Origin of the sequence: Antarctobacter sp., assembly GCF_034670325.1 — a bacterium.
Lineage (GTDB): Bacteria > Pseudomonadota > Alphaproteobacteria > Rhodobacterales > Rhodobacteraceae > Antarctobacter.
Map to the genome: position 1 here is coordinate 185,937 of NZ_JAXMNR010000005.1, position 24,306 is coordinate 210,242.

Annotated in this window: 23 protein-coding genes; 10 read left to right on the forward strand and 13 right to left on the reverse strand. The window is 63.3% G+C overall.

What is annotated here, in order from left to right:
- Positions 1–14: 14 nt before the first annotated feature.
- Entirely contained in the window at positions 15–2,156 is a 2,142-nt protein-coding gene (gene pnp / locus VOI21_RS14070) for a polyribonucleotide nucleotidyltransferase (RefSeq protein ID WP_323770562.1), read from the reverse strand.
- A 319-nt stretch (positions 2,157–2,475) separates the two neighbouring features.
- Here pnp and VOI21_RS14075 point away from each other — a divergent pair, with 319 nt between their 5' ends.
- Positions 2,476–3,732 carry a sodium:proton antiporter gene (locus tag VOI21_RS14075; RefSeq protein WP_323770563.1) on the forward strand — a complete coding sequence of 419 codons (1,257 nt, stop codon included), beginning with the start codon at positions 2,476–2,478 and terminating at the stop codon, positions 3,730–3,732.
- Between the two features lie 34 nt (positions 3,733–3,766).
- Positions 3,767–3,961 carry an N-(5'-phosphoribosyl)anthranilate isomerase gene (locus VOI21_RS14080; RefSeq protein ID WP_323770565.1) on the forward strand — a complete coding sequence of 65 codons (195 nt, stop codon included), beginning with the start codon at positions 3,767–3,769 and terminating at the stop codon, positions 3,959–3,961.
- A 158-nt stretch (positions 3,962–4,119) separates the two neighbouring features.
- On the opposite strand, the gene rpsO is transcribed toward VOI21_RS14080, so the two are convergent.
- From rpsO to VOI21_RS14100, 4 genes are all read right to left on the reverse strand, one after another.
- On the reverse strand, positions 4,120–4,389 hold the full coding sequence (gene rpsO / locus VOI21_RS14085; protein WP_323770567.1) for a 30S ribosomal protein S15: 270 nt from the start codon (positions 4,387–4,389) through the stop codon (positions 4,120–4,122).
- Between the two features lie 132 nt (positions 4,390–4,521).
- Positions 4,522–5,178: a hypothetical protein gene (locus VOI21_RS14090; protein WP_323770568.1), complete on the reverse strand. Its 657-nt coding sequence runs from the start codon at positions 5,176–5,178 to the stop codon at positions 4,522–4,524.
- Positions 5,179–5,278: 100 nt separating this feature from the next.
- Complete coding sequence (locus VOI21_RS14095; protein WP_323770569.1) at positions 5,279–5,566, reverse strand: DUF5665 domain-containing protein; 288 nt, start codon at positions 5,564–5,566, stop codon at positions 5,279–5,281.
- Positions 5,556–6,074: a DUF1643 domain-containing protein gene (locus VOI21_RS14100; protein WP_323770830.1), complete on the reverse strand. Its 519-nt coding sequence runs from the start codon at positions 6,072–6,074 to the stop codon at positions 5,556–5,558. The genes VOI21_RS14095 and VOI21_RS14100 overlap by 11 nt, the downstream gene beginning before the upstream one ends.
- A 94-nt stretch (positions 6,075–6,168) precedes the next feature.
- On the opposite strand from VOI21_RS14100, the gene VOI21_RS14105 reads away from it, so the two are divergent.
- From VOI21_RS14105 to VOI21_RS14115, 3 genes are all read left to right on the forward strand, one after another.
- Positions 6,169–7,134: a threonine/serine dehydratase gene (locus VOI21_RS14105; protein WP_323770570.1), complete on the forward strand. Its 966-nt coding sequence runs from the start codon at positions 6,169–6,171 to the stop codon at positions 7,132–7,134.
- Positions 7,135–7,212: 78 nt separating this feature from the next.
- The gene (locus tag VOI21_RS14110) at positions 7,213–9,303 is read left to right on the forward strand and encodes a bifunctional trypsin-like peptidase domain-containing/SEL1-like repeat protein (protein ID WP_323770571.1); all 2,091 of its coding nucleotides are present in this window, start codon (positions 7,213–7,215) and stop codon (positions 9,301–9,303) included.
- A gap of 80 nt (positions 9,304–9,383) precedes the next feature.
- Positions 9,384–11,672, forward strand: a complete 2,289-nt coding sequence (locus VOI21_RS14115) for a serine protease (RefSeq protein WP_323770572.1) — start codon at positions 9,384–9,386, stop codon at positions 11,670–11,672.
- Positions 11,673–11,682: 10 nt separating this feature from the next.
- On the opposite strand, the gene VOI21_RS14120 is transcribed toward VOI21_RS14115, so the two are convergent.
- Genes VOI21_RS14120 through trxA form a run of 3 tightly spaced genes read right to left on the reverse strand, consistent with a single transcriptional unit; the run spans position 11,683 to position 13,436 of the window.
- Positions 11,683–11,859, reverse strand: coding sequence for a Trm112 family protein (locus VOI21_RS14120; protein ID WP_323770573.1), 177 nt, complete (start codon positions 11,857–11,859; stop codon positions 11,683–11,685).
- A complete protein-coding gene (locus tag VOI21_RS14125) occupies positions 11,856–12,497 on the reverse strand; it encodes an LON peptidase substrate-binding domain-containing protein (RefSeq protein ID WP_323770574.1) in 642 nt (213 codons plus the stop codon). The genes VOI21_RS14120 and VOI21_RS14125 overlap by 4 nt, the downstream gene beginning before the upstream one ends.
- A 27-nt stretch (positions 12,498–12,524) precedes the next feature.
- Positions 12,525–13,436, reverse strand: coding sequence for a thioredoxin (gene trxA, locus VOI21_RS14130; protein ID WP_323770831.1), 912 nt, complete (start codon positions 13,434–13,436; stop codon positions 12,525–12,527).
- Positions 13,437–13,676: 240 nt separating this feature from the next.
- On the opposite strand from trxA, the gene VOI21_RS14135 reads away from it, so the two are divergent.
- A complete protein-coding gene (locus tag VOI21_RS14135) occupies positions 13,677–14,513 on the forward strand; it encodes a hypothetical protein (RefSeq protein ID WP_323770575.1) in 837 nt (278 codons plus the stop codon).
- Between the two features lie 36 nt (positions 14,514–14,549).
- Here VOI21_RS14135 and VOI21_RS14140 read toward each other — a convergent pair whose 3' ends face one another.
- From VOI21_RS14140 to VOI21_RS14155, 4 genes are all read right to left on the reverse strand, one after another.
- Positions 14,550–14,987: a BrnA antitoxin family protein gene (locus VOI21_RS14140; protein ID WP_323770576.1), complete on the reverse strand. Its 438-nt coding sequence runs from the start codon at positions 14,985–14,987 to the stop codon at positions 14,550–14,552.
- 119 nt (positions 14,988–15,106) lie between these two features.
- Complete coding sequence (locus VOI21_RS14145) at positions 15,107–15,895, reverse strand: exodeoxyribonuclease III (protein ID WP_323770577.1); 789 nt, start codon at positions 15,893–15,895, stop codon at positions 15,107–15,109.
- A 95-nt stretch (positions 15,896–15,990) separates the two neighbouring features.
- Positions 15,991–17,028 (reverse strand): succinylglutamate desuccinylase/aspartoacylase family protein, encoded by a 1,038-nt coding sequence (locus VOI21_RS14150; protein WP_323770578.1) that lies wholly within the window; start codon positions 17,026–17,028, stop codon positions 15,991–15,993.
- 126 nt (positions 17,029–17,154) lie between these two features.
- Positions 17,155–17,808 carry a peroxiredoxin gene (locus VOI21_RS14155; RefSeq protein WP_323770579.1) on the reverse strand — a complete coding sequence of 218 codons (654 nt, stop codon included), beginning with the start codon at positions 17,806–17,808 and terminating at the stop codon, positions 17,155–17,157.
- A 194-nt stretch (positions 17,809–18,002) separates the two neighbouring features.
- Here VOI21_RS14155 and VOI21_RS14160 point away from each other — a divergent pair, with 194 nt between their 5' ends.
- Together VOI21_RS14160 and VOI21_RS14165 are read left to right on the forward strand one after the other, a co-directional pair.
- Positions 18,003–19,442 (forward strand): aldehyde dehydrogenase family protein, encoded by a 1,440-nt coding sequence (locus VOI21_RS14160; protein ID WP_323770580.1) that lies wholly within the window; start codon positions 18,003–18,005, stop codon positions 19,440–19,442.
- A gap of 427 nt (positions 19,443–19,869) precedes the next feature.
- Positions 19,870–20,286 (forward strand): VOC family protein, encoded by a 417-nt coding sequence (locus VOI21_RS14165; protein ID WP_323770581.1) that lies wholly within the window; start codon positions 19,870–19,872, stop codon positions 20,284–20,286.
- A 350-nt stretch (positions 20,287–20,636) separates the two neighbouring features.
- On the opposite strand, the gene VOI21_RS14170 is transcribed toward VOI21_RS14165, so the two are convergent.
- Positions 20,637–21,698: an alpha/beta hydrolase family protein gene (locus VOI21_RS14170; RefSeq protein WP_323770582.1), complete on the reverse strand. Its 1,062-nt coding sequence runs from the start codon at positions 21,696–21,698 to the stop codon at positions 20,637–20,639.
- A gap of 136 nt (positions 21,699–21,834) precedes the next feature.
- On the opposite strand from VOI21_RS14170, the gene VOI21_RS14175 reads away from it, so the two are divergent.
- Positions 21,835–22,974, forward strand: a complete 1,140-nt coding sequence (locus VOI21_RS14175) for a helix-turn-helix domain-containing protein (protein WP_323770583.1) — start codon at positions 21,835–21,837, stop codon at positions 22,972–22,974.
- Positions 22,975–23,286: 312 nt separating this feature from the next.
- Positions 23,287–24,297: an ABC transporter substrate-binding protein gene (locus VOI21_RS14180; RefSeq protein ID WP_323770584.1), complete on the forward strand. Its 1,011-nt coding sequence runs from the start codon at positions 23,287–23,289 to the stop codon at positions 24,295–24,297.
- Positions 24,298–24,306: the final 9 nt, after the last annotated feature.

A 24,306-nucleotide genomic window follows, 5' to 3' on the forward strand; every position in this document is an offset into this window, starting at 1 on the left:
GACGTGGGGCGCGATCAGCCCTCTGCGTCTTCTTTCGCTTCTTTGGCGACTTCTTCGCCGGTCTCTTGGTCGACCATCTTCATCGCCAGACGCACCTTGCCACGGTCGTCAAAGCCCAGCAGCTTGACGTAAACCTCTTGGCCTTCCTTCAACACGTCCGAAGGATGGTTCAGGCGGCGGTTCTCGATCTGGCTGACGTGCACCAGACCATCGCGCTTGCCAAAGAAGTTCACAAAGGCACCAAAGTCGACGATCTTGACGACCGTGCCTTTGTAAACCTTGCCCTCTTCCGGCTCTGCCACGATCGAATAGATCATGTCATAGGCCTTCTTGATGGACTCGCCGTCTGGCGATGCGATTTTGATGATGCCTTCGTCGTTGATGTCGACCTTTGCGCCCGACATTTCGACGATCTCGCGGATCACCTTGCCGCCCGAACCGATCACTTCACGGATCTTGTCGGTCGGGATCTGCATGGTCTCGATGCGCGGCGCGTGAACGCTGAACTCACCCGCCGTGGTGATCGCCTTGGACATCTCTTCGAGGATGTGCAGACGGCCCGCCTTGGCCTGAGCCAGCGCGGCTTTCATGATCTCGGGCGTGATGCCCGCAACCTTGATGTCCATCTGCAACGAGGTGATGCCGTTTTCGGTCCCGGCCACCTTGAAGTCCATGTCGCCAAGGTGATCTTCGTCACCAAGGATGTCGGACAGGATGCCGTAAGAGCCATCCTCTTCCAGCACCAGACCCATGGCCACACCGGCCACCGGCGCCTTGAGCGGAACGCCCGCGTCCATCATCGACAGCGAACCGCCGCAGACCGACGCCATCGAGCTGGAGCCGTTGGACTCGGTGATCTCGGAGACAACGCGGATCGTGTAGGGGAAATCCGTCGCCGCCGGCAGCACCGCCTGAAGCGCACGCCATGCCAGCTTGCCGTGACCGATTTCACGACGGCCCGGGCCGCTCACACGGCCAACTTCGCCAACCGAATAGGGCGGAAAGTTGTAGTGCAGCAGGAAGTTGGACCGGTAGTTGCCGTGCAGTGCGTCGATGATCTGCTCATCGTCGCCGGTGCCCAGCGTGGTCACGACCAGCGCCTGTGTTTCACCACGGGTGAACAGCGACGACCCGTGGGTCCGCGGCAGCAGGCCGGTTTCCGACACGATCGGGCGGATTTCGTCCAGCGCACGGCCGTCGATGCGGCGACCGTTCTTGACCACGTCGCCGCGCAGAACCACCGACTCCAGCTTTTTCATCGCCGAGCCAAGGTTCGGATCGGCAAGCTGCTCTTCGTTCAGGCCCGACTTGATCTCTTCTTTCAGAGCGGAAACCGCAGCCACGCGCTCTTGCTTGTCAGAGATGGCATAGGCGGCGCGCATCTTCTCTTCGCCAGCGGCCTTCACGACTTCGTACAGCGCCGAATAGTCAGGTGCCTGGAAATCGAAGGGTTCCTTGGCGGTTTCTTCGGCCAGTTCGATGATCAGGTCGATCACCGGCTGGATGCTTTCGTGCGCGAACAGAACCGCGCCCAGCATCTCATCCTCGGTCAGCTCATAGGCCTCGGATTCGACCATCATGACCGCGTCTTTGGTGCCTGCGACAACCAGATCGAGGCGCTGCTCGGGGTTGTTGCGCAGGCGGTCCATGTCGTCGACGGTCGGGTTCAGGACGTATTCACCCTCTTCAAAGCCAACGCGGGCGCAGGCGATCGGGCCACGGAACGGCGCGCCGGAAATGGTCAGCGCGGCGGAGGCGGCGATCATCGCGACGATGTCGGGATCGTTGACAAGGTCGTGGCTCAGCACGGTGCACATGACCAGCACTTCGTTTTTGAAGCCGGGCACAAACAGCGGGCGGATCGGACGGTCGATCAGGCGCGCGGTCAGCGTTTCCTTTTCGGTGGGCCGTGCCTCACGCTTAAAGAAACCACCCGGCACCTTGCCCGCCGCGTAGTATTTTTCCTGATAGTGAACGGTCAGGGGAAAGAAGTCCTGCCCTTCTTTCTGGTGCTTGGCAAACGTCACGTTGGCCATGACGGATGTCTCACCCAGCGTGGCGATCACCGTGCCATCAGCCTGACGGGCAACCTTGCCCGTTTCCAGTGTGAGCGTTTCTTCGCCCCACTGCAGCGTCTTCTTCACTTCTTTGAACATCAAAAATCCTCTGGGAGGCACTCCCGGGCCCCTTGGCCTGGGTCCTCCGATTGACTGGCGGCCCCATTGCCGCCGACCCCTTCATCATCCCATGCGCCAGGGTCAAAGCGTCACGTCTCAGATGCGTGGCCCATACAACAGACGGCGGCCTTTGTGAAGCCGTTCAATAAACCCATGCCTCCATCGCCCGGCATTCGCCCTTTGACGTCAACAGCTTTTGCCGCATGGCGCTTTTGCCGACCTGCGCCGCCGTTCTTCGTTTGCCGACATCCCGCAGCGTGCTAAACGCCGCCCAGTTGTTTTAGCCAAAGTTGTATCCATGACCCTGCTCCAGATCGCCTCGCTTCTCATTGTCCTTGCCGGGGTTTTCGGCACCATCAACTACTTCTTCTTCCGCCTGCCCTCGGCCATCGGCATCCTTGTGGTGGCGCTGCTGGCCTCGATGGCGGCGCTGGGGCTGGATCTGGCGATGCCCACGCTGGGGATCGCCGAGACCCTGCGCGGCGTGGTGACGGGCATCGACTTCTCCGATGCACTGCTGGAAGGAATGCTGGGCCTGTTGCTGTTTGCCGGGGCCTTGCACGTCAAACTGTCGGACCTGCGGGCGGTCTGGCCTACGGTGCTGCTGATGGCGACAATCGGCGTCGCGCTGTCGACCATCGTCATCGGCATGGGCTTTCACTGGCTCACCGGCGCACCAATCCTGATTGCACTGGTCTTCGGCGCGCTGATCTCTCCCACCGATCCGGTGGCGGTCATGGGCGTTCTGAAACAGGCCAACCTGCGCAAGTCACTGGAAACGCAAGTCGCGGGCGAAAGCCTGTTCAATGACGGCGTGGGCTATGTCGTGTTTCTCGTCCTTGTGGGACTTGCCTTTCCGGCGCTGTCGCATGGCGACGGGCATGGCAGCCCAGCGATGGACGCGGCCAAGCTGTTTGCCCAAGAGGCGCTTGGCGGAGCGGTCCTCGGGATCGTGCTGGGCTGGCTGACATTCCGCGTCATGCGCCACATCAACGACTACGCGCTGGAGGTGTTGCTGACCCTCGCGCTGGCCTTCGGCGGTTATGAACTGGCGATCTTTCTGCATGTCTCGGCCCCCATCGCGGCCGTCTGCGCCGGGTTGCTGATCGGCGACATCGGCGCAAAACACGGCATGTCCGAAGAAACCCGCGAATACGTCGAAAAGTTCTGGGTGCTGATCGACGAGATCCTGAACGCGGTCCTCTTTATGCTGATCGGGGTCGAGATATTCGCCGTCGAGCTTGAGGCCGACATGCTGGTCACCGGCGTGCTGTGTATTGCGCTGGCGCTGGTCGGACGGCTGGTGGCTGTGGTGGTGCCGATCCTGATGTTGACACCCTTTCGCAGTTTCGCGCCGGGTGTGATGCCGATCATGACATGGGGCGGACTGAAAGGCGGCATTTCGGTCGCGCTGGCCCTGTCGCTGCCGGAAGGAGAGTGGAAACCGCTGATCCTGACCGTGACTTATGTGATCGTCGTCTTCTCGATCATTGTGCAGGGACTGACGGTCGGGCGGCTGGCCAACCGGGTCGGACGCGAGCCTGATCTGGTTTAATCCACCATTAACCACGGTGCCGCAGACTCCGGCCATGACCGAAGTGCTGCCAAAACATCCCGACCGCAGGCTGGATCGGGTGTTTTCCGCGCAGGCGCTGGCAAAAGGCGGCGTGATCCGCCGCTCTGTAGTGTGGGTGAACCACGAGATCGCGCGCCAGCGATTTATCGCAGCGGTCCGCCTGCGCGGCTTCCACCTGCTCGAAGGCGGGGGGGGAAGTTCATCGTGATCTGCTGCCAAGGCCCTGTGCGAAAGCTGGTCTACAACCGGACGGTGAAACGAATTTTCGTCGAAAATTCGCCCCTCGCTCTCCCCCTCCCCGAAAACGAGAAACGCCCGCCTCCTTGCGGAGACGGGCGCCTGTCCCTCGGTCGAGGAAAATCGCGCTTAGCGGCGGATGCCCAGGCTGGCGATCAGCGTCTTGTAGCGCGCTTCGTCCTTGGCCTTGAGGTAATCCAGCAGCTTGCGGCGCTGTGCGACCATCATCAGAAGGCCACGACGCGAGTGGTTGTCCTTCTTGTGGGTCTTGAAGTGTTCGGTCAGCGTGGTGATACGCGAGGTCAGGATGGCCACCTGCACTTCGGGCGAACCGGTGTCGCCTTCCTTGGTGGCGTATTCCTTCATCAGGCGGGTCTTTTCTTCAGCCGTAATCGACATCGGGGTCTCCTTTTCGGATCAAAGGGTTATGGCACAAGCCGGGATGTCGTCCAGCAGGGCCCGTGGAGAGGTCCGCAGATGCGGATGCGCGCAGGTACGTGATTCCCCGCCCCTTGGCAAGGCCGCAGCGCCTCAGCCCGCCAGACCAAGGGCGGCGGCGTCGCTTTCTCCGACCAGAACGATGGCGGACAGCGGCGGCGCCTCATCGGTGGGCAGGCTTGCCAGAACGGTGTCGCCCAGCCGAATCTCGGTTGTCTCCGGGTTATCGTCGCTGACCCGCAGTTCCAGCTCCGGCTCCGGCCCCGGCGTACTGTCATCGAATACAATCAACAACTGGTCCTGTGCGGCGTCATAGGTCAACTGCTCGACCGGTTCTGGCCCGGAATCAGGATCGGAATCAGGATCGGCATCGGCATCGCCATCGCCGGGCAAAACAGGCGTCGGACTGTCGTCCGGCCCGGACACAAGGAACCCATGCAGCTTGAGCACCTCGACTGTTGTCTGCGCATCATCTGCCTGCGGCGGCAGGGCCTCGGCGGCCTCCGAAGGCGCTGGCTCCAGCATGTTGATCAACCCCATGCGATCGAACAGCGACTGCCCGCACGCCAGAACACCGTCCTCTCGCGCCTGCCAAACGCCCTGCGGGTCAGGGTCCTCATCCGGAAAACCTGAGACAGCGTCAAAGTCTTCGGCATCGTCCGGGGGCGTATCGTCCGCATCGTCGCCCATGCTGACAATAGCAATAGACCCCAGCGCCATGAGCCCCATGAACCCGGCCAGTAAATACATCGGTGCAGCCCCGTTTCCCGCCCACCGATGGCCAGGCACAGAAGGTCCGTGCCGCCCAGTAGGTCGCCGCGGAGTGTCGCATCACTCGGTTAAACAGTGCTTACTCGGTGACCTCGACCTTGATCTCTTTGATCAAGGCGGTGGCCAGATCCCCGAGGATCGGGATGAATTCGATCTGACTGAGCACCAGCACCGCCACGGACACCAGCGCCGTGGCCCCGACCGCCGTGCCAAGGCCCAGCATCAGGCCGCGCAGGAACTGAAACATCATCAGCCGCGCCACATTGTTGTGAATCCGCACATAGCGATGGCCGTTCAGCCGCGCGACCTCATCGGCCAGCCGGGCGACCTCTTGGCGCAGATCGTCGTCGTTGGGTTCAGGCGACATAGCGCATCTCCTTGGGCCAGGGTTCGGGCGAGACCGCGTAAGAGACATAAAGCGGATGGCGCGGATGTCCCGCCTTGGTCAGGCCAAGGTGGCGGACATCGCCGGTCAGCAACGGAGCGGTGCGCGCCCCGACCCCCTGCAACGCGCCATGCACGCCCCAGGCCGCCAGCGTCAGGTCCGCCGCCCCCGACCAGTCCGCCAGCAGGGCTGCGTTCTCCGGCCCTTCGGGATCGGCCGCCCGCCGCAGGTCTTCGGGCCGGGTGGCGCGAAAGGCAAACAGGTTGGCGATCCGCATCGCCCCATAGCCCAGCGCCCGCGTCCGCCGCTGACAGCGCTCGATGGTCGGATCGTTTTGCAGCTCGCTCGCGGTCGAGGGGTTCAACATCACGAACAACACTTCGCCCGCCGCCGCGTCCCAGACCCGACGCAGCCCGTAACGATAGGTTTCGCAAGGCGAATACCACGCGGTACTGCACTCACCGTCCTGTTCTGCATGCCGTTCAATCATGCCGCCAAGCTGCCCCGCCCGGGCGGGACGTACAAGGGCGATTGACAATCCGCGCCCCCTGCGGCCCCCTGCCCGCATCCAGACGGAGCATTTCATGAACATCCAGATGATCGAGGCCGCCGCCACCCGCGCGCAGGGCGTCACCCGCCGCACGCCGCTGCTGTCCGCGCAGGCGCTGGACGCCATCGCCGGACGGCGCGTTCTGGTGAAACCCGAATGCCTGCAACACACCGGCAGCTTCAAGTTTCGAGGCGCGTGGTCGGCGCTGACCGCCCTGCCAGAGGCGCAGCGCGCCAAAGGCGTGATCGCGTTTTCCTCGGGCAACCATGCGCAGGGGGTGGCACTGGCTGCACAAAAGCTTGGCGTGCCTGCCGTCATTCTGATGCCCTCGGACGCTCCCTCCGCCAAGATCGACGGCACCCGGTCTTACGGCGCAGAGGTCGTGCTCTATGAGAGGGGCAGCCAGAGCCGCGAAGAGATCGGCGCGAAAATCGCCGCCGACCGCGATCTGACGCTGGTCAGGCCCTACGACGACCCGCAGGTCATCGCAGGGCAAGGCACCTGCGGGCTGGAGATCGCTGAACAGGCCGCCGACGAAGGCGTGACAGAGGCCGATGTTCTGATCTGCTGCGGTGGGGGCGGATTAACCGCCGGCATCGCCCTCGCGCTGGAGGCGCGCGCCCCCGGCCTGCGCCCGCGTCCCGCCGAACCGGCAGGCTTTGACGACACCGCGCGGTCCCTGCGCTCTGGCCAGCGAGAGACCAATGCCGCAGAGGCCGGCGGGTTGTGCGATGCGATCCTGACGCCCAGCCCCGGAGAGATCACCTTTCCCATCAACGCGCGGCTCTGCGGGCCGGGCATCGTGGTCACGGATGAAGAGGTGCTAAAGGCCATGGCCCTCGCCGCGCGCCACCTCAAGGTGATCGCCGAACCGGGCGGCGCCGCCGCCCTTGCCGCCGCGCTGTTCCACGGCGCGGAAATCGCCGGTGACGCGGTGGTCTGCACGATCTCTGGCGGCAACCTTGATCCGGCCATGCTGGTCCGCGCGCTGTCGGCCTGAACGGGTCCGGTATACCTCCGCCCCCAAGACACGGCAAAGCTGCTACACTGGCGCCACATGCCGTTATGGGAAACCCACATGGAACGCCTCGCCACGCTCACCGCTGTCGCCCTGTTTTGCGCTGTACCCGCCACGGCGCAGGATTTGGTCGGCTTTGACCTCGACTCGTTCGGGCGCACCGTCCTGTCGCGCAAGCAGTTCGGCGGCGACATGATCCCCGAAGTCGCCGCCGGAGCCTACAACAACGAATTCATCTCGACCTATTCGGCGAAATCCATCTTTGCCAGCATCGGCCGATCGGTCGGGCGGCTGGACGTGGCCACCGACAACGGCGTCTTTCCCTGCACCGCCTTTCTTGTCGCCGACGACCTGATCATGACCAACAACCATTGCGTTCCGGGCATCCTTGACGACGACCGGGCCAAGGCAAGCACGATCGTCGGGGTGCGGTTTGTCATGGGCTACACGCAGGAAGGCGTGACCGAGGGGACCACCTCTTTCCTTGTCGATCCCGCCCCGGTCGAAACCTCGAAACCGCTGGACTACACCGTGTTGCGCATTCTGGGCGACAGCCCGGGCCGAGAGTTCGGCACCCTGCAACTGGCCTCGGCAACGCCCGTCGACAATGACCCCTACTGGATCATCGGACACCCGATGGGTGAGGCGCAGCGCATCAGCCGTGAGAAATGCCGCGCCAACGCGCCCGCCCTGTCGGACGGACAGCTTTTGCACACCTGCGACACCCTTCCGGGCAACTCCGGCTCTCCGGTGATTGATGCAACCACCCGTCAGGTCATCGGGTTGCACCACGCAGGGTCGGCGCGCAACAGCATCAACTACGCCATCCCGATGGCGCAGATCCTTGCCAACAGCACCGTGCTGACCGCCGCCGCTGGCCCCGCGCCAGCGCCCGAAAGCCCCGAGAGCCGCGCCTTTTCCCGCCTGTCCGACGCGCTGGACCTTGCCGACGACGACGCCCGCCGCGCCGCGCTTGAAAGCCTCGTGACCGAGTCCCCGGACACCGCCGCCGCCCGCACCGCCAGCCGCCTGATTGCCGCGATGCAACCGCCACCGCCGCCCGCGCCCAGCCTGGCCGACCGGATGGCCGCCGACGCCGACGTGCAGGCGTGTGACCGCCTTGCGGGCGACCGCTTTCACCCCGACCGCGACAGCGGCCTGATGCTGGCCAAGGGCATCGTGTTCGAAGCCATCGACCCCGAACCCGCCATCGCCGCCTGCCTCAGCGCGCTGGAGACCTTTCCCGACCACCCGCGCATGGCCGCCTTTCTGGGTGAGGCCCTTAGCGCGGCAGAGCGTCTGGACGACTCCTTTGCCGCCTACCGCACCGCCGCCCTCGCCGGGGACGCGATTGGTCAGGCCGGGTTGGGTATTTCCTATCTCTGGGGGCTGGGCACCGACCCCGACCCGGCGCAGGCCCGCGATTGGCTGGAAAAGTCCGCCGCCCAAGGCCACCCCATCGCCAAGACCGCCCTCGGGGTGATCTACCAATACGGACAGGGTGTCACCGCCGACCCGGACCGCGCGCTGAAATTCTATCAGCAGGGGGCCGACGCAGGCTATCACGGTGCGCAGGACCAGTTGGGTGATCTCTACCTTGCGGGCGACATCGTCCCGCAGTCCGACAAGACAGCCGCCGAGTGGTTCGAGAAATCCGCCGCACAGGGCAACGCGAGTGCGCAATTCAACCTTGGCCAGCTTTACATGTTGGGCAACGGCGTCGAGAAATCCGATGCCCGCGCCGTCCGGCTGTACCGCGACGCCGCCGAGCAGGATTTTTCAGACGCCCAGTTGGCCTTGGGCAATATGTACCTGTGGGGGCGTGGCGTGACCCAATCCGAAACCGAAGCCGCCCGCTGGTACAAGACCGCAATGGACAACAACAACGCCGGTGCGATGTTCGCCCTTGGCTGGCTCACCGAACAGGGCCGTGGCGTTGCGGCTGACCCGGCAGAGGCCGCGCGCCTGTACATCGCCTCTTTGAAGGCGGGCAGCGACTGGTCCCTCAACCGCGAGAGCACAGACTGGGTGCCCGACACCGCCCGTGCCCTGCAACAGGCGCTGGCCGCCGAAGGCGTCTATTCCGGCGCAACCGATGGCCGCATCGGCAAGCTGACACAGGACGCGATGCGCCGTCTGCTCCCGCAATGACCTGTCACATATTCCCAAACCCGCAGTCCGGTTTTTTGTGCTAGGCTGCGGGACAGTCTTTCAAAGGTCGCGTTAGCCTCATGTCATTCAAAAAATCCCTTATCGCGGCCTTGCTGATCGCTTCGCCCGCCCTGTCACAGGATCTGATCGGCTTTGACCTGTCGTCCTTTGGCAAGACCATCCTGTCGAACAAACAGGCGGCAGGGGGCGATGTCATGCTTGAGGCCGCCTTCGGCGCCTACAACAATGAGTTCATCGCGACCTATTCCCCGAAATCGGTCTTTGCCAAGATGGGCCGCGCCGTGGGGCGGCTGGACGTGGCAACAGACGCAGGGGTCTTTCCCTGCACCGCGTTCCTTGTCGACGACGACCTGTTGATGACCAACCACCACTGCGTGCCGGGTATCCTTGACCACGAACGCGCCGGGGCCACCGCCATCGTCGGCGTGCAGTTCGTCGCGGGCTACCTGCAAGAAGGCATCGAGGAAGGCAGCGAGCGGTTTCTGGTCAACCCGGTCCCGGTCGAGACCAGCAAGACGCTCGATTACACCCTGTTGCGCATTCTGGGGTCCAAGCCCGGCAAGCAATACGGCACTTTGGCGCTGGCAGGGATAGACCCCGACGACAATGCACCGTTCTGGATCATCGGCCACCCGATGGGCGAGGCCCAGCGCATCAGCCGTGAGAAATGCCGCGCCAACGCCCCTGCCCTGTCCAAGGACCGCGTGCTGCACACCTGCGACACGCTGCCGGGCAACTCCGGCTCTCCGGTCATCGACGCGGGCACCCAGCAAGTGATCGCGCTGCACCACGCCGGGTCCGCCCGCAACAGCATCAACTACGCCGTGCCGATGACCGCCATCCTGCGCAACAGCACCGTGTTGAAATCCGCCACCCCCATCGTCGCCACCGCCACCGCCAAACCGGACCGTGACACGCAGGCCGACCGCGCGCTGGCGCGGCTGTTCGGATTGCAGGACGACACCGCGTTGAAGGCCGGACTGGGCAAGCTGATCGCCGAGTTCCCCGGCACCCCGGCGGCGCGCAGCGCGCAAGCCCGTCTGGACGGGCTGCAACGCAGCCAACGGGCGGCAAGCGACCGCGCGCAACTGGCCAAGGCCAATGAGGCGCTGTTGGCGGCGCTGATCCTGACCGACACCAACGCCCAGCGCCGTGCGCTGGAGGAAATGTTGCGCACCTATGGCGACACCCCCGCCGCCGCCGCCGCCCGCGCCACGCTGGCGGCGCTGCAACGGCCCCAAACGGCGGCGCCCGTCGTCCAGACCCAGCCCGTGGCTCAGCCCAAGCCCGTTGCCACAACCAGCCACACCGCCCGCTTTCCCGAGGGAACGGTTCTGGAAATCTCATCGCTTGCCATCCGAAACGGCCCCAGAGCCTCTGCCACCAAAATCTCCACTGTTTTTGGTCAAGTCACCTTGGGCGCCTTTGTCGGCGATGGCTGGTACAAGGTCGCGGGGTCGTCGGGGCGGTTTGTTCTGGTGCCCGAGGATGCCAAGCCTATCCCCAAGACCGCGCCAACGCCTGCCTTGACGGCCAAGGCATCCGGCTCCCTGCCGCCGCCGTCAAAAACCACCACCGCGCCGACCATCGAAACAACAACGATCGCATCCAGGGTCTATGCGCAGGGCTCAGTGCTCAAGATTTCCCGCCATCCGGTTTATGAAACGCCATCGACCAAGGCACGCGTCGTGACCAGAATCTCCGGCTCGATTGTTCTTGGGGAACATGTCTTTGAGAACTGGTACAAGGTTCAGGACCGCCCGCGCGAATACGTGCAAGTCAGGTCGGGGCTGAAGATCCTCGTCTCCTCGACAGGCCAAGCGCTGACCACCACCAAAACCGTCACGGCCAAGACGTCCACCGCGCCAACATCGATGGTCGAACAGACGACAAACGCTGCCAGAGTCTACGCGCCGGGCTCCGTGCTCAAGGTGTCCCGCCACTCTGTCTACGCCACCCCCTCTACCAAGGCACGCGTCGTGACCAGAATCTCCGGCTCGATTGTTCTTGGGGAACATGTCTTTGAGAACTGGTACAAGGTACAGGACCGGGCGCGCGAATACGTGCGGGTCAGGTCGGGGCTGAAAATCCTTGTTTCCGCGACAAGCGAGCCGCCATCCAAAACCCGGACCGCCACGGTCAAGGTCTACCCGGCAGGCACCGTCGTCCAGATCGGCAGCCGTCCGGTCCGCAACAAGCCGATCTCCTACGAGCCGCCGGTGTCCACCGTGTTTCATCGCGTAAAGATCGGCAGACATGTCATGGGCGACTGGTACACGGTCTTCGGCGACAGCAGCAAATTTGTGGAACTGCCGCAGGGTCTCACGATCCTCAACGGCGACAATTGACCAACCCGGCCTAGTCCAGCACCCGCGCCTCATCCTGCAACATGACCGGGATGCCATCGCGGATCGGATAGGCCAGCCCCGCCGCCTTGCTGATCAGTTCCTGACGTTCCGCGTCATAGCGCAGGCCGGTTTGCGTCACCGGGCAAATCAGCGCCTCCAGCATCCGGCGGTCGAACTCGGGTGTCATTGGATCAGATCCTCTTCTCCGCCCCGCAGGGTGTATTCGATCAATGTCACCAGCGTCTCACGACGGGTGCTGAGCGAGGGTGCTTCCAGCAGCGCTTGCTTGTCCTCGGGGTTGAACTCCAGCAGCATCGACAAAGAGTTCAGCAACAGCTCGTCATCCGCCTCTTGCAAGGTATCCCAATCGGCGGACAATTCCTTGGAGGTAAAATAGCGGTTCAACAAGTCCATGAACCGCTCTCGGTCAAAGCTAACGTCGCTCTCTGCCCCTTGCTGGTCACGCTCGAACCCATCCCAGCTGACCTCGCAGCGGCGATAAGGCGTAAAGCCGTCGACCTCGTTCAAGATCCGAAACCGTGACACCCCGGTCAACGTCACCATATAGCGGCCGTCTTCGGTCTCTGAGAACTGCGTCACCCGGCCCGCGCATCCGATCCGGTGCAGGCCGTTTTGTTCGCGCCCCGGAACAACGTGCGGCTGCACCATCCCGATCAGGCGCGCCTCTGTCTTCAGGCAATCATCCAGCATCGCGAGGTAACGCGGCTCGAAGATGTGCAAAGGAAGGTGCGCCCGCGGCAACAACAGCGCGCCAGGCAGGGGGAAGACCGGGACCGTGCCCGGCAGATCTTTGAGCCGTTTCATACCGGACAAGGTAGACTGCCCCGCCTGTCAGGCAAATATCATAGAGCTCAGTTTCCGCCGTCCGTTCAGGACCACCGGATCGTTGGGCTTGAGCGCCTCGAAGATGGTGAACAACTGCGCCTTGGCGGCCCCGTCGTTCCACTCGCGATCGCGCCGGAACATGTCCAGCAACTGACCCACAGCGCCCTCGGCGTCACCTGCCGCATACAGGGCCTGCGCCAGATCGAACCGCGCCTGCATGTCTTCCGGGTCAACCTCGACCTTGGCGGTCAGTTCCGCCAGCGGACCGGCATCCGCCGCCTGCCGCGCAAGCTGTAGCTGGGCATGGGCCGCTTCCAGTTCCGGTGCGGTGGAAATCTCTGCCGGAGCGCCGTTCAGGATCGCCTCGGCCTGATCCAGATCGTCCATTGCAATGTGCGCGCGCACCAGACCACCGTAAGCACCGGCATGGGCCGGTTCTTCGCCCAGAATTGCCGCAAAGGTCTGCGCCGCGTCCACCGCCGCGCCCTGCTCCAGCATGTCCTCGGCCGCTGCCACAGCGTCGTCCAATCCGCCAGAGGCATCGCCGCCAGAGGCCTGCACGACACGCTCGACAAAGGCCTTGATCTCGGACTGCGGCTGCGCGCCTTGGAACCCGTCAACCGGCTGGCCTTTGTAAAAGGCATAGACCGTCGGGATCGACTGGATCTGCAACTGACCGGCGATGTTCTGCGCCTGATCGACGTCCACCTTGACCATGCGCACGGCACCTTTGGCCGCCTTTACGGCGTCCTCCAGCATCGGGCCCAGCGTCTTGCAGGGGCCACACCACGGGGCCCAGAAATCGACGATGACCGGCGTCTCCATCGAGCCGTCCACGACCTCGGCCATGAACTCCGCTTCCGAGACATCCTTGACCAAATTGTCCGCAGCCTGTTGGCCGCCACCCAGTTCCAGCATCTCGCCCCCCATGAGGTTCAGTGTCCGCGTCACGCCGTAAATGGCGCAGGGGGGGCAAGGATGCAAGGGGAGGTGGGCAGCAGTCCACCGGAAGCGGCAGGGGCGCTCCGAACCTAGAATGCAACTTAAAATTGATTTTTTTCGATTTCGCGTGTAGCCTCAGGTCATTCCAGTTTTTGAGTATGCCGCTTTGCGCGGTTGGTTTTTTTCAGTCCATTTTGGCTTCAAAGGAGATTTAAGGTGACAGATTTCGCCGAACACAGCCGTGCCGCGGCGCGCCATACCCGCATTGTCGATGCCGTCATGACGCAAAGCCTGCCCATCCTGATGCGTTGGCCCCACCCGAACCCTCTGTGCGATTTTCTATGCCGGCCGCAACCGCAGCCACTAGCGGACAAGGCTATGGTCGCTGCCAAGACCTCGGTCTGGCAGCGCGGTGAAACCGCCCTGCGCCTTGCGCTGGCCGATCCTGTTCTGCCACGTTCGGTCCGGTCCGATATGGCCGAGGTTATCGGCGGACTTGTTTCGTTGCGTGACGACCTGCCGCGCCTCGAAGAAGAGATCGCCGCCTATCTTGAAGAATTCGATGCCCAACGGTCAGAGGTAACAAACCTGTCGGATATCGCGGACAGCCTGCGTGTGCTGCGCCGCAAGCTGCGCGGAAAACCGGACAGCGTCACCGGCGTCGATGTGGCCCTTGCGATGCTTGAGGATGGCGCGAGCACGATCTACGACCCGCGTCACCCCTATTACCGGACTCTCGGCATGTTGGACCGCGTCGGTCCGGCCAAGACACCCACGGACCCCGAAGATGTTCCCGACGTGCAGGCCAAGGGCATCTTCGGATCAATCGGAGACGCCTTGTCTTCGGCAGCCGACTATGTGCTCGACACCGCGTGGGAGGACGCCAAGGGCGCCGTCGTTGGTGCAGGGGCGGGCGCGCTTGGGGCATGGGCCACGGGCGGCGGGTCTGCGGCGGGCGGAGCCGTCGTCGGAGCGGCGGCCAAGTCCGGAGCCAAGGTTGTTGATGACGTCGAGGATTCCGTAAAAGGCAAGGGCAAAGGCAAGGGGAAGTAACGCCACCGGCGGGCGCGCCCGGCAGCCCCACCCCCCTCATCTGTCGCGCCCCTGCCACTCCGGTCCCTTGCGGTCAAAGAAGTCTTCGGTGTCGCCCCACTCGGTGCGCCGCCGCAGGGCTTCTTCGTCGACCACCTCTGGCCGCAGGACATAATCGGTGGTGTCCGGCCCGTTGATGATCTTGGCCAGCCGCATATGCATGAAGCCGCGCAGCACCCGGTTCATCCGGTGCTGATACCCCGGTCCCATCGCCTTGAAGAACTTTACCACGTCCGCGTCGAACGCCACGGTGCAGCGCGTGCGCTTGGTGTCCCGCCGGTCCTTGTCTTCCCAGATTTCGTGCCAGTCGCGCGGACACCCCTTGCGGTCCCACATGAAGTCCAGCAGGTCGCGCTCCACCATCTCCATGGCGTCGATGCCATACATCCAGTTCAGCCGTTCTCGCTTGGTCATGTCGGTGGCAGCTTGGCGCATATCCGTGCCCTCTCGCGGGTTTCGATTTGCCCTAACCTGTCCCCAAACGGTTAACAGACCCGGTGCGCAGCGTGCGCACGGGGTGTGCATGCCCTGTGCATGGAATGTGCATGGGGGTTTTACAGGTCGAACGTGGCAAAAACCGGCGCGTGGTCGGATGGCTTTTCCCAGCCCCGCGCGTCACGCAAAACACGGCTGGAATGGGCGGCGTTCACGATGTCGGGCGTGGCCCAGACATGGTCCAGCCGCCGCCCCTTGTCCGCCTCGTCCCAGTCCCGCGCGCGATAGGACCACCAGCTGTACAGCTTGCCCACGGGCAGGTCCTTGCGGGTGACATCCACCCAAGCCCCGGCTTCTTGCGCCTGCGCCAGCGCGTCCACCTCGACCGGGGTGTGTGAGATTACCTTGAGCATTTTCTTGTGATCCCAGACATCGTCCTCCAGCGGTGCGATGTTCAGATCCCCCACAAGGATCGCCTTTTCGGGGCGCTCCGCCGCGAACCAGTCACGCATCTCGGCCACGTAATCCAGCTTTTGCCCAAACTTCACGTTCTTGTCGCGGTCCGGCACATCGCCGCCCGCCGGGACGTAAAAGTTATGGATTGTCAGACCGTTATCCAGACGCGCCGCGACGTGACGCGCGTGGCCGAGGTTGGCGAAATCCTTGTCCCCCACATCCTCCAGTGGAAGCTTGGACAGGATCGCCACACCGTTATAGCCCTTCTCGCCCCGCGCGACCATGTGGGTGTACCCCAGCGCCGCAAAGACCTCATGCGGGATCTTCGCCACCGGCGATTTGCACTCCTGCAGGCACAAGACGTCGGGTGCCTCTTCGGTCAACAGCTTCTCGACCAGGCCCGCCCGCAAACGGACAGAGTTGATATTCCAGGTGGCAAGAGTGAAGGGCATATGGGATCTCCGGATTATTTGGCGCGAGACTGCCAAGCCCAACCCCCACGCGCAACCGGGTTTGGCTGAGGCGATTTTTCGGCGAAAAACCGTCCCTAGATGATCTCGTCCTCATCGTATAGCGGCGGCGCTTCAAGGTCGTCTTCGAACCGCTCCGCCGCAGCCTCTGCCCGGGCCATCTCGCGGGGTTCGGCGATGTGAAACAGCGCATCGCCCTCATTGACCACGGGCAGGTCGGACCGGCCGATCACAATGCCCGTGACCTCTGCCACAACTTCGGCCTCGCGCTCGCCAAACGGGTCGGACACGACGCCAAGCACCTGACCTTTTTCAACAAAATCGCCACGCCGCTTCAACGTGCGGAGCAGACCGCCCGACGGCGCGCGCATCCACGACGACCGTTCGCAATAGACCGAAGCACCGCGCGCCCGGGGCACACCACGTCCGGTGATCATCCCCAGTTTCGCCATGACCCGCAGGATGCCCGCAACCCCTGTCCGCGCCGCGTGTTCGTCAAAGCGCAGTCCTTCGCCAGCTTCGAACAGCAGCAGGTCCACCCCCGCCTCAGACGCGGCCAGTCGCAGCGAACCCTCACGCGTCTTGGAGGTCATCGTTACCGGCGCGGCAAAAACCTCGCCCAGTTCGCGCAGGCGCGGATTGCCGGGGGTCAGGCGGATCTGCGGCAGGTTCGTGCGGCCCACCGCTGCCGAATGCAGGTCAATGCCAACGTCGCAGCGCGTAACGATCTCTGTCAGGAAAAGATGTGCCAGACGCGCCGCCAGAGAGCCTGCGGGCGAGCCCGGAAAACAGCGGTTCAGGTCGCGCCGGTCGGGCAGATACCGCGATCTGTTGATGAACCCGAAGGAGTTGACGATCGGCACCGCCACCAGCGTACCCGACATCCGCGCCAACGGCGCGGCGCGCAGCAGGCGACGCACGATCTCGGCCCCGATGACCTCATCGCCGTGGACACCGGCGGAAACGAACATCACCGTGCCGGGCCGCTTGGCGTGTATCACATGCGCCGACAGCGTAACCGGCGAGTGATCCGACAGCACGGAAACCGGCAGATCGACCGTGCGCCGACTGCCCGCCGCGATGGCCTCGTCGCCAAGGATGAAGGGTTCTCTCATGACCGTACCTCCTGCCGTTCGGGATTAGGCGCGGCGCGCGCCTTAGGCAAGCACCGGGACAGACAAAAGCCGCCTCACATGAAAAAGGGCGCCCCCATGGGCGCCCTCTGGATCATCTGGGCAGGATCAGCCCGGCATTTTGGTGGTGCGCAGATAAGGCAGTACGGCTTTGACATCGCCGAACTTTTCCTTGGCCTGCTCGTCGTTCAGCGACATGGCCACGATCACGTCCTGACCGTATTCCCAGTTCGCCGGGGTTGCGATCGGCGTTTCATAGGTGGCCTGCAAGGCGTCAAGTGCACGCAGCACCTCGGCAAAGTTGCGGCCCACGGACATCGGATAGGTCATCATCAGCTGCACCTTCTTGTTCGGCGCGATGATAAAGACCGAGCGCACCGAGGCACTGTCCGCAGCGGTGCGGCCATCGGGCAAGTAGGCGTCGGCGGGCAGCATATCCAGCGCCTTGGACACGGCCATGTCCTCATCCGCGATGATCGGGAATCCAGCCGGGCTGCCAGAAGTCTTTTCGATGTCGCTTTTCCACTGTTTGTGCTCTTCGACACCGTCGACGGAAATGCCCATCACCTTGGTGCCGCGCTTGTCCCATTCAGTGGCAAGCTGCGCGACAGCGCCGAATTCGGTGGTGCAGACCGGGGTGAAATCCTTGGGGTGCGAAAACAGGATCGCCCAGCTGTCGCCGATCCAGTCGTGCAGTACAATCTCGCCCAGATCGGTGGTCACGGTGAGGTTGGGGATCACGTCGTTGATACGCAGTGCCATGGTCAGATATCCTTTCCTGTCCGAAAAACTCGGGTTTGGCTTACGGGACTTAAATACATTCTAATTTTGCGATGTAAAGCCCCGCCTTGCACCCCAACCAGCGGGGTGACAGAGTGCCGCAAAATCGGCCGCCGCCCTGTAGGTAAGTTCCCTGGGGCAGCGTGTCGATAGGTTATCAACGCAGGAGTATAGCGATGATCGAGAAACGCCAATTCTATATCAATGGCGCCTGGGTAGAGCCGCTGGCCGGCACGGCGCATGAAGTCATCGACCCGTCGACCGAAGAGGCTTGCGCGGTGATTTCACTGGGCGGCGAGGCCGACACCAACGCCGCCGTGGCCGCCGCCAAGGCCGCCCTGCCCGGCTGGATGGCCACCCCGGTCGAGGACCGCATCGCCGCGCTGGAACGGGTCTATGCCGCCTACAAGGCGCGCGCCGAGGACCTCGGCCCGGCGATCAGCATGGAGATGGGCGCCCCCATCGACATGGCGAATTCCCAGCAGGTGGGTGCCGGTCTGTGGCACCTCAAGAACTTCATCACCGCCGCCAAGGCCTTTCCGTGGGAGGCACCGCTGGGCGATCATGCCCCAAACGACCGGATCATCCATGAGGCGGTGGGCGTCTGCGCGCTGATCACGCCGTGGAACTGGCCGATGAACCAGATCACGCTCAAGGTCGGCGCGGCGCTGGTGGCGGGCAATACGATGGTTCTGAAACCGTCCGAGGAAAGCCCGCTGGACGCGATGATCTTTGCAGAGATCATGCACGCCGCCGACCTGCCGCCGGGTGTCTTCAACCTTGTGAACGGGGACGGTGCGGGCGTGGGCAGCCAGATGTCGTCGCATCCGGACGTCGATATGGTCAGCTTCACCGGCTCGACCCGCGCCGGGCGTCTGATCTCGATTGCCGCCGCAGACACGCTCAAGCGCGTGCATCTGGAGCTGGGCGGCAAGGGCGCGAACCTTGTGTTTGCGGACGCGGACGAAAAGGCGGTCAAGCGCGGCGTCCTGCACATGATGAACAACACCGGGCAAAGCTGTAACGCGCCCAGCCGTATGGTGGTCGAGGCGTCGCGCTATGAGGCCGCCGTCGAAGAGGCCGCAGCGGTTGCGGGCAAGGTCACCGTCGGCCCCGCGTCCGAGGCAGGCCGCCACATCGGCCCCGTGGTGAATGGCAGCCAGTGGGAAAAGATTCAGGCACTGATCGAAAAGGGCATCGCCGAAGGGGCGCGTCTGGTGGCGGGCGGTCCGGGCCGGCCCGAGGGCTTTAACAAGGGGTTCTATGTGCGGCCCACGATCTTTGCGGACGTGACCAATGACATGACCATCGCGCAGGAGGAAATCTTTGGCCCGGTCCTGTCGATCCTGAAGTTCGAGAACGAAGAAGAGGCGGTCCAGATCGCCAACGATACCCCCTATGGGCTGACCAATTACGTTCAGAGTTCAGACCCTGCGCGGACCAAGCGGCTGGCGCGGCAGCTTCGGTCTGGCATGGTCGAGTTGAACGGTGAGAGCCGCGGTGCGGGCGCGCCCTTTGGGGGCATGAAGATGTCTGGCAATGGCCGCGAGGGTGGCAGCTGGGGCATCCATGACTTTGTCGAGGTCAAATCAGTGTCCGGCTGGGCCGCTGAGTAAGGTGCCCTCCCCCGGGCTGTCCACATGTGGACAGCCCGGGGGCTACGTAATTTCAATGGGTTACAGAGGCGTTTTAACGAACGCTTAGGAAAACGGGCCTTGTGAGTGGCCCGTTTTTCGCATTTTAGCCTGGCTGCCGGGGCCACGACGCCCCCCCGATGTCAAAGCTGATCGGACACCGCGCGTTCGGGGCCTTTGGCGGGGAGGGTTATGTACGCACTGTCGGTTCCGGAGCCTGCAAAAATGGGCCGTTTTGGGTGTGACCAGTGCTGCGCACAGACGACGGGTTCAAGTGCCAGCCCGCACTGTGCCTCAAATCCCGTTCATCCGGCGTTTCGTGTAAGGGTCCTTGAGCCGAATTGTTTTGCTCTGCCATGATGCAGCGAACGCACTGCACTGACTCAACTTGCGGAAAGGAACACGCAGCATGATTGCCTATGTCACCGTCGGCGCCGATGACATCGCGCGTGCGAAGCGGTTTTACGCGGCGTTCCTGCCGGCCCTTGGCTACGGGCTGAAAGAAGGCCCCGAGGGTCTGAGCTATGCGCTGCCCGTAGATCCGGGCCAGTCCCCCGTTTTGCCGGATTTCTATGTGAAACCGCCCTTCGACGGGCAACCGGCCTTGGCCGGGAACGGTGTAATGATCGCATTCGAGGCGCGCACTCAAAAGCAGGTCCGTGACCTGCACGCCGCCGCGCTTGCCGCGGGCGGATTTGACGAGGGCCAGCCGGGTTTTCGCGCGTCGTATGGACCTCATTTTTATGTTGGTTACCTGCGCGACCCCCAAGGCAACAAGATCGCGCTGTTTTCAAGTAATCCGGCGGAACCGGGACGAGAGGGGTAACGCGACCCACACGAGGGTTTCGCATGACAGCCTCCAAGGACCACGCACCAAAGAACCTTTGCGGGGCCTGCCGACACGGCCTGTTGAGCCGCCCCCAACAACCCGTTGTCAGAAGCAACGCAGACATCAGCGCTCTTTCCTTTGCCATTAGGAAAGCCGTTCGCCGCGTCGCAAGAACCCGGTCAAATTGGATAAGCGCGGACCTGTGGTCACGCGGTAGCGAAAGGTTTGATGAGGCACATGACCGCTGATTTCTGTGCCGCCGACCGGGTCAAAGTGCGCGCATCGAAAGTCCCGAGCGAGCCGCACCAGCAGCTTGCCCGGGAGGTTTCTGTCGGCGTGCAAGGATCTCAAAGCAGGTGCTGCGTAAAGAATGCGGTCACTTCATTGAGGATCAAGTCATGCATGGCGGCGCGGTGGGCACCGCCATCTTGGCAAACGACCTCATCACCCGGGAGTTCTTTGGCCAGAATTCCGTAGCCTTCGGGCGTGCAGAGATTGAAGAAGTCGAAATGGGTCAGGGTGGCAGGCTCGATATATCGCACGGTTTTGGGCGGCAGCGCGGCGACAAGTGCACGGGCTTCGATGTCGAGCGTCAAGCCTGAATTCATGATCGGAGCTCCGAAGACCAGCAGAGGCCGGTCAATCCTGTTCAGGCTTTCGTCCGAAAAGCTCTGGGTTCCGCCCAGATCGAAGACAGCAAAGGCGCGGATTCTTTTGTCGGCCAGATCGTCCTGCATCCGGTCCCGGTCTTCGGGCGTCTGCGCGATGTCCCAGTCCGCAAAGATCCCGCACACCAACTCTAAGGGGGTTGCATCGCAGAACCGCCCGATACGGTCGGCATCATAGCGTGCGCCCGCCAAGGCCATCGCCGTAAAGCCGCCCAGCGAATGCCCCGCCATGAAGATCTGATCGGGGTCAATCCGCACCGGCAATGTGTCCGGCGAGACCGCGAAATCGATGACACGGGCAATGTCGCGCGGGCGTTCCCACAGCGCGCGCCGCTGGTCCGGGTCGCGCAACCATGTCGATGTGCCCGGATGATCGACGGCGGCCACGACGAACCCCCTGCGGGCCATCGCGGCCCCGAACCATGCCTGATTTCGGGCGTTTCCGAACATGCCGTGGGACACAACGATGAACGGGAAAGGCCCGGGGGCCGCATCCGCATCCCGGATGACGTCGGAGCCGTCCCAAACCGCGCTCTCAAAGTCGATGCGCGTCGGCCCGGTGGCCTTGGTCGGATACCAGATCAGCCCGTCAAGCGGACGGTCGTTTCGGTCGTCCAGAACGGTGAGCGTGCTCAGTCCCGCTTTGTACGCTGTGGCTGCGACGGGACTGGACTGTTGCGCCTGAGCGGCGGCACAGACCAGACCAAGGGCCAGAACGGCCATGGAAAACAGGGGGTTCATGACAGGAATCCTTTCATTTGTGACCCCTTTGATCTATCGGAGGCACCGACCGCCCGGCGTCCTGAAGCGCGATCCAGAACCGCGATCCGGGGTTCGGATTCGCGATCCGGAACCCCGCGGGACAGGCCAGACCGAGATGGGCCAGACCGAGATGGGCCAGATCGAGACAGGCCAGATCGAAAGGAAGTCACCAGTGCTGCACATCGCCATCCTCGCAGCCACGATGACCCTGAGTGCCGTGATGACCCTGTTCATGGCCCGCATCGCCGTGGTGGGGCGCTATGGTGCCTCTTCGGCGGCGCTGGGTGTTTTTTTCGGTCTCACCACCGTCTCTGCCGGTTTGCTTGTTGCCACGCTGTTGTGGCCGGGCACCGCCATGCGGCCTTGGCGGGCTGTTCTGGGGGCGGCGGCATTGTCCGCGATCTACCTGCATTTCGCCTATGGGTCTGACCCCGGTCGTCGCCCGGTCGGCAAAGACGGCTGGCACATCGTCCCGACGCTGGCAGTTGCGGCATCCCTTCTGGCGGGCGCGTTCTGGGCCATCGACCCGATATTGCTGGTGACCTATGGCGGATACCTCTGGGCCTTGTGGCACCTGCACCGTGCCGGGGCGCGCCACTTTCGCGGTCTCGGTCCCGACGTGGCGACAACGCTTATCTGGTTGCGCATCGTGATCGGCGTGTTCTGCGCCAGCCTGACGCTGGAAGTGGCAATTTTCACCGAACTGGTTCGGGGCGGCGCAATCGAGACGTCCATGCCGCTGTTGCTGTCCACGGCGCTGTTCCTTGGCCTTGTGTCCTATGCCCTGCTTGGGGCAATGGGCCGTCCTTCGCTGTTCGAGCATATGTACGACTTGGTTGTCGACCGGGCCGCGCACCCGGATGACGCAGCCGCAAGGCCCGCCCCCGGACCCGCCGATCATGCGCTTGTCCAGCGGCTGGACACGTACCTTGGCGACCCGGACATCCTTGCAGACTATGCCCTGACCCTCAGCCGTGTGAGCAAACGGCTGAGGCTGCCGGCGCGCGCGGTCAGCGTTGCCGTGAACCGGGTGACCGGGCGAAGCTTTTCCGATCTGCTCAACGATCGCCGGATCGCGCTGACCGTCCGCCTCATGGACGAGGACCCGGAGCGCCCCTTGCTGGACATCATGTACGCCGCCGGATTTGGATCGAAATCCAACTTCTACACCCAGTTCAAGCGGCGCATGGGCATCACGCCTGCGGCGTACCGGGCCCAGGGCACCGGAAGCGGCACGCGGGATCAGAGGGTCTGACGTTTTCAGGGTCGCGGCGATGCGGACGAGATCGGGCGCCTCTGTGGTGGTCGCCGTCCGGGGGCAGAACGGCCGATCGGGCCGCCTTTGCCCAGCCGATGCCAAACGCGGTGGCGGCCTGATTGAGCCACCTCTGGCTGCACCGTTGCGACCACCCAAGGCCGGGCCTGCACCTGAATGCCGCACACTGTCTGATACCTGCCAGTCTTGATCGCCAGACCAAATCAGGCCAGCCTGCCCTCTAGAGACAGTCCACGCTGGCGATGCCGGTTGTGACCGCCACCGCACCGGACGGAAAGGAATGTGTTCACGATGACTGTCAGCAAGATATCCATAGCAGCGGGGGCCGCTGCCGTCCTTGCCGCTGCGGCGGTCGCGGCATGGATGCTTGTCCCTGCAAGCAAGCCCCCCGTGAAGGACGTGAAGTTCCAGCTGCCTTGGACCCATTCCGCCAGCTATGCCGGGTTTTACTCCGCCGACAACAACGGCGATTTTGCCGGTGAAGGATTGCAGGTCGAGTTCCTGATCGGTGGCCCGCATGTCGATCCCATCGGGCTTGTCGTGTCGGGGGAGGCGCAGATGGGGCTTGCCAATGGGGCGGATTTGCTGCGCGCCCGTGGCAGCGGCCAACCCGTCAAAGCCGTTGCCTGTATCTATCGCCTCAGCCCGCTGGTTTATATCACCCTGAAGAGTTCCGGCATTGATCACCCCGGCAAATTCGCGGGCAAGACTGTCCGGGCGTCCCGGCAAAACACTATCGTCCTGAAGGCCATGATCTCGGACTACGATATTGATTTCGACTCTATGACTGTGGTCTTCACCAACGATATCGACCGGATGCTGAATGGCGAGATCGACATCTGGAGCGGATACAGTGCTGTGTCGCTGGAACGGCTGGTGGATCATGGTCTGGACCTGAACATCATGCATCCCGACAATTTCGGAGCGCATTTCTACTACTCCTGCGTGTTCTCGACGGATCAGTTTATCAATGACGAACCGGAGGTCATTCTGGGGTTCTTGCGCGCCAGCCTGCAAAAAGGCTGGCCACGCGCCTTTCGGAATCCCGAAGCGGCCGCCGCGCTGGTGAACAACTATGGCCCTGAGGTCAACATCGGCGATCAGGCAAAGGCGATTTCGATCATGTTGCCGCTGGTCGATACGGGTACAGGCGATATCGGTTGGACGGACGCAGACGTCTGGGGCGCGATGGCATCGGAACTCAAGCGTCAGGGGCTGCTTGAGACACCTGTCACCGGGCGCGAGATTTATGACGGGCAATTCATCGAAGCGGTCTTTGGAGCGGAAGGAGTGGCGCCATAGTCTCCGGTC

Bases quoted from the DNA above. Each gene is read 5' to 3' on its own strand.
- VOI21_RS14110 (WP_323770571.1), top strand. From the start codon at position 7,213: ATGGAACGCCTCGCCACGCTCACCGCTGTCGCCCTGTTTTGCGCTGTA.
- VOI21_RS14115 (WP_323770572.1), top strand. From the start codon at position 9,384: ATGTCATTCAAAAAATCCCTTATCGCGGCCTTGCTGATCGCTTCGCCC.
- trxA (WP_323770831.1), bottom strand. From the start codon at position 13,436: ATGCTGGAACTGGGTGGCGGCCAACAGGCTGCGGACAATTTGGTCAAG.
- rpsO (WP_323770567.1), bottom strand. From the start codon at position 4,389: ATGTCGATTACGGCTGAAGAAAAGACCCGCCTGATGAAGGAATACGCC.
- VOI21_RS14160 (WP_323770580.1), top strand. From the start codon at position 18,003: ATGATCGAGAAACGCCAATTCTATATCAATGGCGCCTGGGTAGAGCCG.
- VOI21_RS14125 (WP_323770574.1), bottom strand. From the start codon at position 12,497: ATGAAACGGCTCAAAGATCTGCCGGGCACGGTCCCGGTCTTCCCCCTG.
- VOI21_RS14140 (WP_323770576.1), bottom strand. From the start codon at position 14,987: ATGCGCCAAGCTGCCACCGACATGACCAAGCGAGAACGGCTGAACTGG.
- VOI21_RS14145 (WP_323770577.1), bottom strand. From the start codon at position 15,895: ATGCCCTTCACTCTTGCCACCTGGAATATCAACTCTGTCCGTTTGCGG.
- VOI21_RS14180 (WP_323770584.1), top strand. From the start codon at position 23,287: ATGACTGTCAGCAAGATATCCATAGCAGCGGGGGCCGCTGCCGTCCTT.
- VOI21_RS14105 (WP_323770570.1), top strand. From the start codon at position 6,169: ATGAACATCCAGATGATCGAGGCCGCCGCCACCCGCGCGCAGGGCGTC.
- VOI21_RS14100 (WP_323770830.1), bottom strand. From the start codon at position 6,074: ATGATTGAACGGCATGCAGAACAGGACGGTGAGTGCAGTACCGCGTGG.
- VOI21_RS14080 (WP_323770565.1), top strand. From the start codon at position 3,767: ATGACCGAAGTGCTGCCAAAACATCCCGACCGCAGGCTGGATCGGGTG.
- VOI21_RS14075 (WP_323770563.1), top strand. From the start codon at position 2,476: ATGACCCTGCTCCAGATCGCCTCGCTTCTCATTGTCCTTGCCGGGGTT.
- VOI21_RS14165 (WP_323770581.1), top strand. From the start codon at position 19,870: ATGATTGCCTATGTCACCGTCGGCGCCGATGACATCGCGCGTGCGAAG.
- VOI21_RS14155 (WP_323770579.1), bottom strand. From the start codon at position 17,808: ATGGCACTGCGTATCAACGACGTGATCCCCAACCTCACCGTGACCACC.
- VOI21_RS14170 (WP_323770582.1), bottom strand. From the start codon at position 21,698: ATGAACCCCCTGTTTTCCATGGCCGTTCTGGCCCTTGGTCTGGTCTGT.
- VOI21_RS14175 (WP_323770583.1), top strand. From the start codon at position 21,835: ATGGGCCAGACCGAGATGGGCCAGATCGAGACAGGCCAGATCGAAAGG.
- VOI21_RS14095 (WP_323770569.1), bottom strand. From the start codon at position 5,566: ATGTCGCCTGAACCCAACGACGACGATCTGCGCCAAGAGGTCGCCCGG.
- VOI21_RS14090 (WP_323770568.1), bottom strand. From the start codon at position 5,178: ATGTATTTACTGGCCGGGTTCATGGGGCTCATGGCGCTGGGGTCTATT.
- VOI21_RS14150 (WP_323770578.1), bottom strand. From the start codon at position 17,028: ATGAGAGAACCCTTCATCCTTGGCGACGAGGCCATCGCGGCGGGCAGT.
- pnp (WP_323770562.1), bottom strand. From the start codon at position 2,156: ATGTTCAAAGAAGTGAAGAAGACGCTGCAGTGGGGCGAAGAAACGCTC.
- VOI21_RS14120 (WP_323770573.1), bottom strand. From the start codon at position 11,859: ATGACACCCGAGTTCGACCGCCGGATGCTGGAGGCGCTGATTTGCCCG.